Origin of the sequence: Vibrio sp. 1751 (genome assembly GCF_033339895.1) — a bacterium.
In the GTDB taxonomy this organism is placed as follows: domain Bacteria; phylum Pseudomonadota; class Gammaproteobacteria; order Enterobacterales; family Vibrionaceae; genus Vibrio; species Vibrio alginolyticus.
The window spans coordinates 1-15,059 of sequence record NZ_JAWOVM010000089.1; the positions used below are offsets into that span (position 1 = coordinate 1).

A 15,059-nucleotide genomic window follows, 5' to 3' on the forward strand; every position below is an offset into this window, starting at 1 on the left:
GAAGAAATCGCCAAAGTACCGGGAATAAGTCACTCTTTAGCAGAAATTATTTTCCAAGCATTGAAACAATAAGGAAAATCGCGCAACATTAAGCCGCAATGTGTAAGAGAATAATAAAATGCGTTTGAATATCCCGAACATTCTGTCTCTTCTTAGACTGTTCCTAATCCCTGTTTTTGTGGTTGTCTTTTATCTACCTTATTCATGGGCACCGTTTGCAGCAGCAATGGTGTTTTGGGTAGCGGGTTTTACCGACTGGCTTGACGGCATGTTGGCCCGTAAACTTGGCCAAACTTCTCGTTTTGGCGCGTTTATTGATCCTGTCGCTGATAAAGTGCTAGTGGCAACGGCATTGATTCTAATCACGGAACATTATCATTCAATTTGGGTGACCATTCCTGCGGTAACGATGATTGCGCGAGAAATCATTATCTCAGCATTGCGAGAATGGATGGCTGAAATCGGTAAGCGAGCGAGTGTTGCGGTATCTTGGGTTGGCAAAGTAAAAACTGTTTCGCAAATGTTCGCCTTATGGGTGTTGATATGGCGTTACGATGAATGGATGGTTTGGCTAGGCTTTGCGGCCTTGTATGTGGCAACTTTCTTGACATATTGGTCAATGATTCAATATTTGGCTGCTGCGAAAGACGATCTGTTGAATGAAGAGCACCATTAAATTCTGATGTTAGAAAGCAGGCTTAATAGCCTGCTTTTTTGTACTAAGACAATCTACAGCATTTTTTGGCTTCTCTCGCTTTTCAATGCTTGCTAACGGCCATGTTTGCAATTTGTATCTGGGGCTTTTGCTTCGATAGAGTTCTATTTGTGATCTAAGTCTTGTTTTTGTCCTTGGAGAGTCTTAGAGAGGCGAGTCTTCTGATTATTAATACTTCAATGCACGCAACGCACGGCCAGCAGTGTAAGGCGTAGCCAAAGTTTTATGATAAACAAGTGTATTTAAGCGATTTTTAGTATTAAAACTAAGCAATCCATCGTCTTTCGCACAAATTCTAGTCAAACGATTTAAAAAAATAAAAATAGTGTTGACTCGATCGCTCGAATCCGTAGAATGCATCCCGTACCCAAGAGAGCACGGCTCGAAAGGGTGGTGAAAAAGCTTAGCTTTATTCACAAATGAGGCGCCTTGGCAGAGTGGCTATGCAGCGGATTGCAAATCCGTGGACCTCGGTTCGACTCCGGGAGGCGCCTCCATTATTCTTTTGAGAGTGAATGGCTTTCGAGAATAAATGCGACACTAGCTCAGTTGGTAGAGCGCAACCTTGCCAAGGTTGAGGTCACGAGTTCGAACCTCGTGTGTCGCTCCAAATTTTATTGATATGGCATTTAGCGGTATCAGATGGTGTTTTACTTTTCTGTAAAGGCATCACAAAGAATATTTGTGTGCCCTGGTGGTGGAATTGGTAGACACAAGGGATTTAAAATCCCTCGACGTTCGCGTTGTGCCGGTTCAAGTCCGGCCCGGGGCACCATCTCATATTAAATGCGACACTAGCTCAGTTGGTAGAGCGCAACCTTGCCAAGGTTGAGGTCACGAGTTCGAACCTCGTGTGTCGCTCCAGATTTAAGGCCTAACATGAAAATGTTAGGCCTTTTTCGTATTTTTTGAAAATCTCAAACTTCTTTTCTGTCACAGACTTCGTTAAGTAACGAACCCTTTGTCTCATTGACTCAAGTGATTGTTCATTCTGCCATTGCAATGCATCTTAGCCATTCCTACTAGTCTATGTTTAAACCATCACTTGTGGAGAATAACCACTCTTGCTCCAGGCAAAGCTGTGACGAGAATGCTATCTTTTTAAATGTTCCGGATATAGAAAGGAATGTTTTACGATTAAGCAGCACAACCTTAAACCTCTGTTGGATGAGGTGATGATATCTCAAGAATATTTGTTTAAATAACAGCTGTTTGAGAGAAGCAGAAAAGCATAGCTCATGAATATGAACATGTGAGTTGCAATGGGGTATGTTTTGTTGTGATTTACATCACTGTTACTAATATGAAAAATCGTTGCCAGAAGATTTTATTTTGTGATAAATTCGCGCGCAATCTCGGAGCGTAATTAACAACGTTTGATCTCTGGGGGATACGCGTAGTGACCATTCAAGCTGATTGTGACACTGCGTAGGGTAGGTATCGGCAAAGCCTTTTGTCGATAGACGGGATACTAATGCTGTAAACGCGGCATATTAATGGGAAACCCAACATTGAAACCTTTGAATAAACACACACTAATCAGCTTCATACTGCCGAAATGTCCTGTTTTACAAAACGGGTGCATTACAGAACCTTGATTAATCCCTTTTACATATAAAGTCGCGAGTATCGTGGCGGATGATCTGTATTTGTCATTTATGCACTGACAAATGCGGAGGGGTATTCACACCTCCTGTAATTTCATTCTAATGATTATTAATACAGGATACAGAATTATTATAATTCAAGGGATTATGTAGTATGAGCACTGCCTTTGAAGTCGATAGCAATATCGCAAACATTTTTTCGTCTCAGGTTCCTATCGTTGAGGGAACGTATGACTTAACGCCAGATCAAGTATTGATTGATCAGGCTGAGCATGAATCTGAAGTACGTTCTTATCCACGTCGTTTGCCGATCGCAATTAAACAAGCCTTTGGGTGCTTGGTTGAAGATACGCGTGGACAGATCTTTCTAGACTGCCTTGCGGGGGCAGGCACTCTAGCTTTGGGGTATAACCATCCTGAAATAAACCAAGCGCTGAAAGAGCAATTAGATTCAGGACTGCCATATCAGACGCTAGATATTGCAACATCAGCAAAAACGACGTTTATTCAATCTGTTAAGTCTTTTCTTCCTCAAGAGTTAAGCGAGAACAGCGTTATCCAATTTTGTGGCCCGTCTGGAGCTGATGCGGTTGAAGCTGCTATCAAGCTCGCGAAACAGACTACCGGTCGCAACACTATGTTTGCCTTCCGTGGCGCATACCATGGTATGACTAATGGTACGATGGGGATGATGGGTAACTTAGGCACGAAAGCGCGTCGAACTGGTTTGATGTCGGATGTGCACTTTATGCCTTTCCCATACAACCTGCGTTGTCCTTTTGGGCTTGGCGGTGATGAAGGTGCGAAAGCAAGTATTCGCTATATCGATCGTCTTTTAAACGATGATGAGTCAGGCATTATGAAGCCTGCCGCGATTATCGTGGAGCCAGTGCAAGGTGAGGGTGGTGTTGTTCCTGCGCCAGCATTCTGGCTACGAGAGTTACGTCGTATTTGTGATGAACACGGTATCTTACTGATCTTCGATGAGATCCAGTGTGGTATTGGTAAAACTGGCTACAATTTCGCGTTCGAAGAGTCGGGCATTGTTCCAGATATTCTGTGTTTATCAAAAGCAATTGGTGGTGGCTTACCAATGTCGCTATTGGTTATCAACAAGCAACATGATACATGGAAGCCGGGCGAGCACACAGGTACATTTCGTGGTAACCAGCTAGCTATGGTCTCTGGTGCGAAAGCATTAGAAATTATCCAGCGTGATAACCTTGTTGAGCATGCCAATATTGCGGGTCAGTACCTGCGTTACGGCCTTGAGAGTATTCAAAAGCGTGTAAACTGTATCGCAGAGGTTCGTGGCAAAGGTTTGATGCTAGGCGTGGAGATTAAAAATCCAGACGGTGAGCTCAATAAATTTGGTGAACCTCAAGCGGATAGTGAACTCACACTTTCTATTCAACGCGCAGCACTCGAGCGTGGCTTGATCGTTGAAAAAGGTGGACGCGAAGGCGCAGTAATTCGTTTCCTTCCTCCTCTTATCATCTCGTTTGAGCAAATCGACTTTGCTTTACGTGTATTTGAAGACGCGATTTTAGCCGCTGGCGGTAGTCACATCGAAACTCAGCCACAAGATGAATGGAAGAAGCATTTCATCCACACTGGAGAGATGGGCAGCAATGAATTTGCTTCGGTGATGAATCACACTACTACGGCAATGAAGTCAGTGTTTGAACAAGTGACTGCACCGTATTCAGGTATGGATCCAAAAGCATTGGAAGCAGCGATTCACGACGTTGATCTTGATAATGGAAATGCGCCTCTTAAAACCGTTATCGACGATGCTGCTGAGCTGGTCGCGAAAAACGCAATTTTTACTCAACATCCAGATTGTATTGCTCACCTACATACTCCACCGTTGATGCCAGCGATTGCGGCAGAGGCAATGATTGCGGCTTTGAACCAGTCGATGGACTCATGGGATCAAGCTTCATCAGCGACTTATGTTGAACAGAAAGTTGTGAACTGGCTATGCGATAAATATGAGTTAGGTGAAAAAGCGGACGGTATCTTCACGAGCGGCGGCACGCAAAGTAACCAAATGGGTTTGATGCTTGCGCGAGATTGGATTGTTGACAAACTCAGTGCACACTCAATTCAAAAGCTTGGCCTTCCTGAATACGCAGACAAGCTACGTATTGTATGTTCGAAAAAATCCCACTTCACGGTTCAAAAATCAGCGTCTTGGATGGGATTGGGTGAAAAAGCGGTCATGACCGTCGATGCTAATGCCGATGGAACGATGGATGTCACTAAATTAGACGAAGTTCTCAATCAGGCCAAAGCAGAAGGTTTGATCCCATTTGCCATTGTTGGTACAGCGGGTACAACGGACCACGGTGCTATTGATGACTTAGACTTTATCGCCGATATGGCAGCGAGACATGACATGTGGATGCACGTCGACGGTGCATACGGTGGAGCTCTGATTCTAAGTAGCCAAAAAGCGCGTCTGAAAGGTTGTGAGCGTGCACATTCCATCAGCGTAGACTTCCATAAGCTGTTTTACCAAACCATCAGTTGTGGTGCGCTATTGGTAAATGACAAGTCTAACTTTAAATTCCTGCTTCACCATGCAGACTATTTGAACCGCGAACACGACGAACTACCGAACTTGGTGGATAAGTCTATTGCGACAACTAAGCGCTTTGATGCGCTCAAAGTGTTTATGACGATGCAAAGCGTAGGGCCAAAAGCCCTAGGCGATATGTATGATCATTTGCTTGAACAGACGCTTGAAGTGGCGGACATGATTCGAGATAACAAACACTTTGAGTTGTTGGCTGAACCATCACTATCTACGGTTCTGTTCCGCGCGACACATGAATCAGCGGATCTGGATGAACTGAACAAAACGTTGCGCTTAGAAGCGTTAACACGCGGTATCGCGGTATTGGGTGAAACCATTGTCGACGATAAAACTGCATTGAAATTTACGATTTTGAACCCGTGTCTGACGACGGCGGACTTTGAATCTTTGCTCTCAAAAATCAATACGCTAGCGGCAGAGCTAGTTTAACAAAGGTAACGGAAAACTATGGCAATTCTACAGATTGGTGCAGGCGGCGTTGGCTGGGTAGTTGCACATAAAGCAGCACAAAACAACGACGTTCTGGGTGATATCACAATCGCATCACGTACCGTAGGTAAGTGTGAGAAAATCATCGAATCGATTCAGAAGAAAAACAATCTGAAAGATTCAACTAAGAAATTAGAAGCGCGAGCGGTAAACGCGGACGACGTAGATTCTTTAGTTGCTTTAATTAAAGAAGTACAACCTGACTTAGTGATCAACGCAGGTCCTCCTTGGGTGAACATGTCTATTATGGAAGCATGTTACCAAGCTAAAGTGTCATACCTTGATACATCTGTTGCGGTTGACTTGTGCTCTGAAGGCCAACAAGTACCTCAAGCTTACGATTGGCAGTGGGGCTACCGTGAGAAGTTTGAAGAAGCGGGCATTACAGGTATTCTTGGTGCTGGTTTCGATCCGGGCGTAGTATCGGTGTTTGCCGCATACGCAGTGAAGCATCTGTTCGATGAAATCGATACTATCGACGTAATGGATGTAAACGCAGGCGACCACGGTAAGAAGTTCGCAACTAACTTTGATCCAGAAACGAACATGCTTGAGATTCAAGGCGATTCGTTCTACTGGGAAAACGGCGAGTGGAAACAAGTACCTTGTCACTCACGTATGCTTGAGTTCGAATTCCCGAATTGTGGCTCACACAAAGTGTACTCAATGGCGCACGACGAAGTTCGATCTATGCAAGAGTTCATCCCGGCGAAACGCATCGAATTCTGGATGGGCTTTGGTGACCGTTACCTAAACTACTTCAATGTGATGCGCGACATCGGTCTACTCAGCCCAGATCCACTAACGCTTCACGACGGTACGGTTGTTCAACCTTTGCACGTGCTAAAAGCACTACTACCAGATCCAACATCTCTCGCACCAGGCTACACTGGCCTAACGTGTATCGGTACTTGGGTTCAAGGTAAGAAAGATGGTAAAGAGCGCAGTGTATTTATTTACAACAACGCTGATCACGAAGTCGCATACGAAGATGTTGAACACCAAGCTATCTCATACACCACTGGCGTACCTGCGATCACTGCTGCTTTGCAGTTCTTCCGTGGCAAATGGGCAGACAAAGGCGTGTTCAACATGGAGCAGCTAGATCCTGACCCATTCCTAGAAACCATGCCATCTATTGGTCTAGATTGGCATGTTCAAGAACTGGAGCCAGGACAACCTGTTATCCATAAATTGAAGTAAGAATTTAGCGACTCTTATTTGTACGTTTAAGCCGATGCACTTGCGTCGGCTTTGTTCGATTTTATAGTGTCTTTGCTAAGGCGAAGGGACGTAAGGTATCAAAATGCAACAAAACGAACTAAAAACGCCATACTTCATGATCAATGAAGACAAGCTGATTGAGAATCTAGAGAAAGCAAAACAGCTAAAAGACATCTCTGGTGTGAAGCTTGTATTAGCACTGAAGTGCTTCTCAACATGGGGTGTATTCGACATCATCAAGCCTTACCTAGACGGAACAACAAGTTCTGGCCCGTTTGAAGTGAAGCTTGGCTACGAAACGTTCGGTGGTGAGACACACGCATACAGTGTGGGTTACAGCGAAGATGACGTTCGCGATGTGGCGGACATCTGTGACAAGATGATCTTTAACTCTCAGTCACAGCTAGCGGCTTATCGTCATATTGTCGAAGGTAAAGCATCGATTGGCTTGCGCCTAAACCCAGGTGTGAGCTATGCAGGGCAAGACTTAGCAAACCCAGCGCGTCAATTCTCTCGTCTTGGGGTTCAGGCTGATCACATCAAACCGGAAATTTTTGATGGTATTGATGGCGTAATGTTCCACATGAACTGTGAGAACAAAGACGTGGATGCGTTTATCGGCTTACTCGATGCTATTTCAGCTCAGTTTGGCGAGTACCTAGATAAGCTGGACTGGGTAAGCATGGGTGGCGGCGTGTTTTTCACATGGCCGGGGTACGATATCGAGAAGTTGGGGTTAGCACTTAAAGCGTTCTCAGAGAAACACGGCGTACAAATGTATTTAGAGCCGGGTGAAGCGATAATTACTAAGACCACTGATCTCGTTGTAACAGTGGTTGATATTGTAGAGAACGTAAAGAAGACGGCGATTGTCGATTCGGCCACAGAAGCTCACCGCTTAGATACGTTGATCTACAATGAGCCAGCGTCAATCCTTGAAGCATCTGAAAATGGTGAACATGAGTATGTGATCGGCTCGTGCTCTTGTTTGGCTGGTGACCAGTTCTGCGTGGCGAACTTCGAACAGCCTCTAGAGATAGGACAGCGTCTGCATATTCTAGATAGTGCCGGTTACACCATGGTGAAACTAAACTGGTTTAACGGTCTACGTATGCCGTCGGTCTACTGTGAACGCTCGAATGGTGACATTCAAAAACTGAATGAATTTGACTACTCTGATTTCAAACGTTCACTGTCTCAGTGGTCAGTGAAATAAAACGTATTGAGTATTAGAACGACAAAGAGCAGCTGAATTGCTGCTCTTTTTATTGGGGAAGCGTTAAAGGTATGCAGTTAGCTTTCTACAATTACACGAGTGTCTTCACTCAGAGATTCTAACTCATTGGCTATGTCTTCAATTTCTAGCTCGCTAGGTAGTTTTATCGCCATTTTAGCGCTGAATAAGCTAGAGCTTACCCCTCCGCCTCCAGCAATGAATACACGCTGACAATCCATATCTAAAATTGAGATACCTTGATTATCGAGAACGTGAGTAATTTCATTCACAATACCCGCTCTATCGTTGGCATCTAAACGAAGTTGGAAGATAGTGTCTTCACGATATGAATGAGGTTCAGAGTCGACGAACCTAACAACAAGAGTCTGACAAGAAGAGAACGCCTGTTTAACGATGTCGGCATTTTCTCTTGGAAGCTCTACTTTGATGACACCTGCAACTTGGTCTTCGATAAAGTTTACTTTGCTGATCAGCCATTTCCCGCCGTTTTCGTGTGTGATTGCAGCGAGCTCTTTAATCGTGGCGGGTGACGCTTGTCCGACAAAATTAACAATAAATACGGTGTTCATAATGTCCCCTCCTAGAATCAAGGTTTGGACGCAGTACGAATAAACGTGCTACTTAAGTTATTGGAATAAATCCTTTTATTTAGTGTAGGTGCTAAGGGCAGGTAATGTTTGATGAAAGTCAATTTTTAACACTAATTCGTGATGGAAATAATTAAAACAATGTTCAGAGCACAAAAAAGCAGCCATCGTAAGGCTGCTTTTTACCGAGTATCAACTTAGGATTAGAAGGTTACTTTTAACTCGACACCAAAAAATTGACTGTCGTAGTTTGCGCCTGCGTCCATGGCGAATTTTGCAACATCTTGGTTTCCAAACCAAGGTGATGAATTGAATTGTAGTTCTGCACTACCGCCCCATGCATCAGTTACCCAATAATGAATATGTCCAACAGGGTTTAAGAAGAAGAGCGAAACATCACCTGCGGTTTCAGAGCCCATAACTTCGCCGCCGTTTGCAATAATGTCTTGCTCAGCCGTTAACATCATTTCACCAACAACAGCACCAAAGAATGGTGTGATAAAAATATCCTGCCAAGATGGTACTTCTGCGAACGCCTCCACGCCATACTCCCAAAAGAACGTCGACATAGTTGCGGAGTACAAAAACGACTGAAATTCATTATAGCCAGCGTGACGTGCTGCCGTGTAGTAAACGCCGCCAAAATATGGGTGCATGATGTAGTTGAGGACATGTTCATCGCGATCCCAAACGGGGCCGTCAGAGACATTATCTTTCCACTTTTGCCCCAACTTACTCATGTCTCGGTCTTCTTCGTCCCATTTGGTGATACTTTCTGGAAGAAAAGTCATCATGCCTACGGTCGCGATACTGAGACCTAGAATGGTGTAGGTTTGACCCATCAGGTAATCCCAGTCTTTATCTTGAGGGATGATGAGATGTTTAGGCTGAAGCCCTGCGTCAAGGTTTAGCGAATCATCATTATTCTGTTCATACATAACACCGCGATTTTGAGCCTCGAAGGTGTACAGAGTCGTCGTTTCGCAGTAACCTGACAAGCAATCAGGTGTGTAAGAAAACTCTGTATGACGGCTTAGGTCATAGTGACTTGCGTGCGCAAGCGCTGACGAAGCCAAGCAAAGGCCTGTTAGAGTCGTCTTGAACATGGATGATTTTGACACAAAGGTCTCCGAGTTAATGGTGTATGTTCGGGCTCGTAATTATCCCTCAAAACATCAATCATTTAAACACTTGACCCTTATTTAGTCCCAACAAACCTCGGCGAGATTTGTCCAAATAAAAAGAAAAATAAGCGCTATAACGAAAATAGGATTGTGCTTACGTTCAGGAGTCAGTTGTGAAAATAGCAATGCTTAGTACTGGTGAGGAAGTCCTCCACGGTGATATTGTTGATACTAATGCGGCATGGTTGTCTAGCCTGTTTTATCAACATGGATTTGGCTTAACAAAGCGCTCAACGGTTGGCGATAGCCTATCGAGTTTGGTTGAAGAGTTTTTAATGCTCAGCTTTAACAACGATGTGGTTATTGTTAATGGTGGTTTAGGCCCTACAACGGATGACATGAGTGCCGCCGCCGCCGCGAGAGCCGCCGATTGTAAACTGGTGCTATTCAAAGAGTGGTTGCAGCATCTAGAAAGTTTGTATGCTCGACGTGGCATCCCTATGCCGGACAGTAATTTAAAGCAAGCAATGCTGCCAGAAACGGCAGAGATATTGGACAACCCGATAGGCACTGCTTGCGGTTTCAAAATGCTGATTAATGATGCCATTTTTTATTTCACACCGGGTGTACCAAGTGAATTTAAGCTCATGGCAGAGACGCAAATTCTTCCCGATCTGAGAAGAGTGTTTCCCGATGTGCAAGGTTCATGTTGTAGCCGAATCTACACGTTTGGTCTGTCTGAATCCGGTATTTCAGATAAGCTAGATCAGCTAAAACTTCCTCAAGGCTATGAGCTAGGGTATCGCTCTTACTTGCCTTTTATTGAAGTGAAACTTTTTGGTCCTTCAGATCAGCTTGAACAGCGTTTGAAACTCGTACAGATAATTAATAAACACCTTGAGAGTAATACCGTTAGTATTGACTTACCTATGGTTGAAAATGTCGGCCAGTTGTTGGTCGATAAAGGACTAACAGTGTCGACCTCCGAAAAAAGTAGCGGAGGATACTTAACGTACTGGCTAAACGGTGATGAAAACGCTGAAAAGCAACTAGGGCATGGTTGGATACTACCGAGCCTGACTCAAGCGATGGCCAACAGCGGAGATCCATTAGCAGAAACGTTTGCTCTGGCTGGTGCTACGCGAGAGAAGTGTGGGACGGATTTATCACTCGTTACTGGCCATATTGAAGAGGGTGTTTTTTCCGTCGCTTTATCGACACCGTCAGGCGAGTGGGGAGCGTTATATAAACTCTCGAAAAAGTATCAGCGCAGTGATCAAGTTAAAGTGATCAGCACGGCAGCATTAGACTTGTTGCGTCGCTACCTAGAACGTAAACCGATGTTTGCGCATTATGCATTTTTAGAGAAAGTTAAAGAGATGCACCTCCCGAGCAGTGCTTTATAACCAAAGCTCTCTACAGTAGTCTGAGAGACAAAACACAGAGACAAAAAAGCCAAGGTGATTACCTTGGCTTTTGCATTTTATACCGTCGAGTCAACGTTATGCGCGCTGCTTTTCTTTCATCGCGTAGTTAACGCCGCTAAGTGACAAATCTGATTTTGCTTTACAGATACAAGGTAATATTTCATCACTTTGTGTGTAAGCCATGGCAAAACCAACATACTCCACTTCACCAGACTCCAATTTGCAGCGACAGGCGCCGCAGTGCCCATCACGGCAGTTGTATTCTGGTAATAGGCCAGCTTGCTCCATTGTTTCCAAAATCGTATTGGAAGGGTTGGATTCAATGCTGATCAGTTTGTTGATTTTGAGTGTTGCCATTACAGCTCGAATCCTTCGAAGTCATCTGCGCGAACTTCATTGTCAATTTGACCCACAAGGTAAGAAGAGATTTCTGCTTCTTGAGGCGCAACTTGAACGTTATCTGAAGACAACCAAGCGTTAATCCATGGAATTGGGTTGGTTGTTGCTTCTGGATACGCTGCTGGTAGACCTACCGCTTGCATACGAATATTTGTGATGTATTCAACGTATTGGCTTAGGATGTCTTTGTTTAGACCGATCATAGAGCCATCTTTGAATAGATACTCTGCCCACTCTTTTTCTTGCTCAGCTGCTTCTTTGAATAGGTCAAAACAGTCCTGTTTTGCCTCTTCTGCGATTTGCATGAAAGTGAAGTCATCTTGACCGTTACGTAGCAGGTTGATCATGTGCTGCGTGCCGTTTAAGTGAAGTGCTTCGTCACGAGCGATCAGCTTGATGATTTTCGCGTTACCTTCCATTAGTTCGCGTTCTGCGAAAGCGAAAGAACATGCGAAACTTACGTAAAAACGAATAGCTTCTAATGCGTTAACAGACATCAGACAGATGTACAGCTTCTTCTTAAGATCGTACAGACTAACCTTAACCGTTTCACCGTTAAGGACATGCTCACCTTCACCGTAGCGATGGTAATCATTCGTCGCTTGAATCAAATCGTCGTAGTAGTGCGCGATGTCTTTTGCACGCTTCAGAATGTGCTCGTTCTCAACGATATCATCAAACACCACCGCAGGGTCGTTCACGATGTTACGAATAATGTGTGTGTAAGAACGAGAGTGAATCGTTTCAGAGAAAGACCAAGTCTCAATCCAAGTCTCTAGTTCTGGCAGAGACACAAGCGGCAGCAGTGCCACGTTAGGGCTGCGGCCTTGGATAGAGTCAAGAAGCGTTTGGTACTTCAAGTTAGAGATGAAGATGTGCTTCTCGTGATCTGGAAGTTTGTTGTAATCGATACGGTCGCTAGATACGTCTACTTCTTCTGGACGCCAGAAGAAAGAAAGTTGTTTCTCGATAAGTTTTTCGAAAATCTCAAACTTTTGTTGGTCGTAACGTGCAACGTTTACTGATTGACCTAGGAACATTGGTTCCTTCAATTGGTCATTCTTTTTTTGGTTAAAAGTACTGTAAGCCATAATGCCTCAATTCCTTTTAAACCTCCCCGTAAGGGGGAGGTTATCGATAGTCTGTCTTTACGGGTTCGCTAGGTACGGGAAGATTAAATCTTACAACCGCCGCCAGCACAATCGTCATCTTGTGGTTGAACAGCATCTTTCTGTTCATCTTTCGCGCCATCACGAGTGTTGTGGTAGTAAAGCGTTTTCACACCAAACTTATACGCTGTTAGCAGGTCTTGAAGTAGTTTCTTCATTGGAACCTTGCCAGTCTCGTAACGTGACGGGTCGTAGTTAGTATTAGCAGAGATAGCTTGGTCAACAAACTTCTGCATAATACCCACAAGGTGTAGATAACCGTCGTTCGAACCGATATTCCAAAGCAGTTCATAGCTGTCTTTAAGTTCTGTGAACTCTGGTACAACTTGCTTCAGGATACCGTCTTTCGAAGCTTTTACTGAAACGTAACCACGTGGTGGCTCAATACCGTTAGTTGCGTTTGAAATCTGAGAAGAAGTCTCAGAAGGCATTAGCGCAGTCAGTGTTGAGTTACGTAGGCCGTGCTCCATAATTTCTTTACGTAGGCTGTCCCAGTCGTAGTGCAGCGCTTCGTCACAAATTAGATCGATATCTTTCTTATACGTATCAATCGGCAGTAAGCCTTTCGCGTAGTTCGTCTCGTCGAATGAAGGACACTTACCTTGTTCTTTCGCCAGTGCTACAGATGCTTTCAATAGGTAGTACTGCATTGCTTCGAACGTACGGTGAGTTAGGCCGTTCGCGCTACCGTCAGAGTATTTCACGCCATTCTTCGCTAAGTAGTAAGCAAAGTTAATCACACCAACACCTAGCGTACGACGGTTCATAGTCGATTTGTATGCCGCTGGTAGAGGGTAATCTTGGTAATCAAGCAGTGCATCTAACGCACGAACAACAAGATCGGATAGCTCTTCGAAATCATCTAGAGACTTGATAGCACCTAAGTTGAATGCAGAAAGCGTACACAGTGCGATCTCGCCTGAGTCATCTTCAACGTTAGTTAATGGTTTCGTTGGCAGTGCGATTTCTAAACATAGGTTCGACTGACGAACTGGAGCGACTTCAGAATCAAATGGGCTGTGAGTATTACAGTGGTCCACGTTCTGGATGTAGATACGACCCGTTGATGCACGCTCTTGCATTAGCAGAGTGAACATTTCAATCGCTTTAACCGTTTCTTTCTTGATTGAAGGATCGTTCTCGTACTTCACGTATAGACGCTCAAACTCTTCTTGGTTTTCGAAGAATGCGTCGTACAGACCAGGTACATCAGATGGTGAGAATAGCGTAATATTGCCGCCTTCAACTAAACGTTGGTACATCAGTTTGTTTAACTGAACACCGTAGTCCATGTGACGAACACGGTTTTCTTCAACACCACGGTTGTTCTTAAGTACCATTAGTGAGCGTGCTTCACCGTGCCACATTGGGTAGAACACAGTAGCTGCGCCACCACGTACACCACCTTGTGAACAACATTTTACTGCTGTTTGGAAGTACTTGTAGAACGGAATACAACCAGTGTGGAATGCTTCACCACCGCGAATCTCTGAGCCTAATGCACGGATACGACCTGCGTTGATACCAATACCAGCGCGCTGAGATACATAACGAACAATTGAGCTTGCTGTTGCGTTAATAGAATCAAGACTGTCTCCACACTCGATCAGAACACATGAGCTGAACTGGCGAGTAGGGGTACGCACGCCAGACATAATTGGCGTAGGTAGAGAAATCTTAAATGTCGATGTCGCATCGTAGAAACGTTTGATGTAATCAAGACGTGTCGCTTTTGGATATTTCGCAAATAAGCACGCTGCTACAAGGATGTATAAGAACTGAGCACTTTCGTAAATTTGGCCCGTAACACGGTTCTGTACGAAGTACTTACCCTCTAGCTGCTTAACTGCCGCGTATGAGAAGTTTAGGTCGCGTTTATGGTCGAGGTACGCATCAAGTTCGTCGAGTTCTGCTTTTGTGTAGTCTTCTAGAATATGTTGATCGTACTTACCCATATCGACGAGGCGAGACACGTGATCATAAAGCGTTGGTGGCTCGTATTGGCCATACGCTTTTTTACGCAGATGGAATACCGCTAGGCGAGCAGCTAGGTATTGGTAATCCGGAGTCTCTTCAGAGATCAGGTCTGCCGCAGACTTGATGATTGTCTCGTGAATATCTGTCGTTGTGATGCCGTCGTAAAACTGGATGTGAGCGCGAAGTTCTACTTGAGAAACCGAAACGTTATCTAGACCTTCTGCAGCCCAAGTGATAACGCGGTGGATTTTATCCAGATCGATACTTTCTTTACGGCCATCACGCTTGGTGACGGTAAGTTGTTGGTTCATTCTGCTTTATTTCCCTAAGAAAACTGATAAAAGCCGTATTTTTGTTTGTTTATGTGCAATATGAGTAAAGCTTGCGGCGGCTTTGTGATCAAAGTCTATCTATATATTGTCGCTTAAACACAACATATAGGGGTTCATTTGTTTGCGGGTTACAAGATAGTGCTATTACACTGATTTATCAAGGTACAGAT

Annotated in this window: 10 protein-coding genes and 4 tRNA genes; 9 read left to right on the top strand and 5 right to left on the bottom strand. The window is 44.4% G+C overall.

The window, feature by feature from the left end:
* The first annotated feature begins 118 nt into the window (after positions 1–118).
* The 8 genes from pgsA (at position 119) to nspC (ending at position 7,853) form a co-directional block, all read left to right on the top strand.
* Positions 119–676 carry a CDP-diacylglycerol--glycerol-3-phosphate 3-phosphatidyltransferase gene (pgsA, locus tag R7041_RS19645; protein ID WP_005394805.1) on the top strand — a complete coding sequence of 186 codons (558 nt, stop codon included), beginning with the start codon at positions 119–121 and terminating at the stop codon, positions 674–676.
* 462 nt (positions 677–1,138) lie between these two features.
* Positions 1,139–1,212: transfer RNA gene (locus R7041_RS19650), tRNA-Cys, on the top strand.
* 37 nt (positions 1,213–1,249) lie between these two features.
* Positions 1,250–1,325 (top strand) — tRNA-Gly (locus R7041_RS19655).
* A gap of 78 nt (positions 1,326–1,403) precedes the next feature.
* A tRNA-Leu gene (locus tag R7041_RS19660) sits at positions 1,404–1,490 on the top strand.
* A 13-nt stretch (positions 1,491–1,503) separates the two neighbouring features.
* A tRNA-Gly gene (locus tag R7041_RS19665) sits at positions 1,504–1,579 on the top strand.
* An 897-nt stretch (positions 1,580–2,476) separates the two neighbouring features.
* The gene (locus R7041_RS19670; RefSeq protein ID WP_054730795.1) at positions 2,477–5,353 is read left to right on the top strand and encodes a pyridoxal phosphate-dependent class III aminotransferase; all 2,877 of its coding nucleotides are present in this window, start codon (positions 2,477–2,479) and stop codon (positions 5,351–5,353) included.
* A gap of 18 nt (positions 5,354–5,371) precedes the next feature.
* A complete protein-coding gene (locus tag R7041_RS19675; RefSeq protein ID WP_012841628.1) occupies positions 5,372–6,616 on the top strand; it encodes a carboxynorspermidine synthase in 1,245 nt (414 codons plus the stop codon).
* A 103-nt stretch (positions 6,617–6,719) separates the two neighbouring features.
* On the top strand, positions 6,720–7,853 hold the full coding sequence (gene nspC, locus R7041_RS19680) for a carboxynorspermidine decarboxylase (protein WP_005386789.1): 1,134 nt from the start codon (positions 6,720–6,722) through the stop codon (positions 7,851–7,853).
* Between the two features lie 77 nt (positions 7,854–7,930).
* On the opposite strand, the gene R7041_RS19685 is transcribed toward nspC, so the two are convergent.
* Both R7041_RS19685 and R7041_RS19690 read right to left on the bottom strand, forming a co-directional pair.
* Entirely contained in the window at positions 7,931–8,443 is a 513-nt protein-coding gene (locus R7041_RS19685; protein WP_005376814.1) for a glycine cleavage system protein R, read from the bottom strand.
* 221 nt (positions 8,444–8,664) lie between these two features.
* Positions 8,665–9,567, bottom strand: a complete 903-nt coding sequence (locus R7041_RS19690; RefSeq protein ID WP_206949302.1) for a DUF3943 domain-containing protein — start codon at positions 9,565–9,567, stop codon at positions 8,665–8,667.
* Between the two features lie 191 nt (positions 9,568–9,758).
* Between R7041_RS19690 and R7041_RS19695 the strand changes: the two genes are divergently transcribed.
* Positions 9,759–10,991, top strand: a complete 1,233-nt coding sequence (locus R7041_RS19695; RefSeq protein ID WP_005376816.1) for a CinA family nicotinamide mononucleotide deamidase-related protein — start codon at positions 9,759–9,761, stop codon at positions 10,989–10,991.
* Positions 10,992–11,087: 96 nt separating this feature from the next.
* On the opposite strand, the gene yfaE is transcribed toward R7041_RS19695, so the two are convergent.
* The 3 genes from yfaE to nrdA form a co-directional block, all read right to left on the bottom strand.
* Entirely contained in the window at positions 11,088–11,369 is a 282-nt protein-coding gene (gene yfaE, locus R7041_RS19700) for a class I ribonucleotide reductase maintenance protein YfaE (RefSeq protein ID WP_005376817.1), read from the bottom strand.
* Positions 11,369–12,502 carry a class Ia ribonucleoside-diphosphate reductase subunit beta gene (gene nrdB, locus R7041_RS19705; protein WP_005376818.1) on the bottom strand — a complete coding sequence of 378 codons (1,134 nt, stop codon included), beginning with the start codon at positions 12,500–12,502 and terminating at the stop codon, positions 11,369–11,371. The genes yfaE and nrdB overlap by 1 nt, the downstream gene beginning before the upstream one ends.
* Before the next feature lie 83 nt (positions 12,503–12,585).
* The gene (nrdA, locus tag R7041_RS19710) at positions 12,586–14,868 is read right to left on the bottom strand and encodes a class 1a ribonucleoside-diphosphate reductase subunit alpha (RefSeq protein WP_005376819.1); all 2,283 of its coding nucleotides are present in this window, start codon (positions 14,866–14,868) and stop codon (positions 12,586–12,588) included.
* Positions 14,869–15,059: the final 191 nt, after the last annotated feature.

What these genes read in the sequence shown, in the direction of transcription:
- pgsA (WP_005394805.1), top strand. Translation starts at nt 119, where the DNA reads ATGCGTTTGAATATCCCGAACATTCTGTCTCTTCTTAGACTGTTCCTA.
- R7041_RS19670 (WP_054730795.1), top strand. Translation starts at nt 2,477, where the DNA reads ATGAGCACTGCCTTTGAAGTCGATAGCAATATCGCAAACATTTTTTCG.
- R7041_RS19675 (WP_012841628.1), top strand. Translation starts at nt 5,372, where the DNA reads ATGGCAATTCTACAGATTGGTGCAGGCGGCGTTGGCTGGGTAGTTGCA.
- nspC (WP_005386789.1), top strand. Translation starts at nt 6,720, where the DNA reads ATGCAACAAAACGAACTAAAAACGCCATACTTCATGATCAATGAAGAC.
- R7041_RS19685 (WP_005376814.1), bottom strand. Translation starts at nt 8,443, where the DNA reads ATGAACACCGTATTTATTGTTAATTTTGTCGGACAAGCGTCACCCGCC.
- R7041_RS19690 (WP_206949302.1), bottom strand. Translation starts at nt 9,567, where the DNA reads ATGTTCAAGACGACTCTAACAGGCCTTTGCTTGGCTTCGTCAGCGCTT.
- yfaE (WP_005376817.1), bottom strand. Translation starts at nt 11,369, where the DNA reads ATGGCAACACTCAAAATCAACAAACTGATCAGCATTGAATCCAACCCT.
- nrdB (WP_005376818.1), bottom strand. Translation starts at nt 12,502, where the DNA reads ATGGCTTACAGTACTTTTAACCAAAAAAAGAATGACCAATTGAAGGAA.
- nrdA (WP_005376819.1), bottom strand. Translation starts at nt 14,868, where the DNA reads ATGAACCAACAACTTACCGTCACCAAGCGTGATGGCCGTAAAGAAAGT.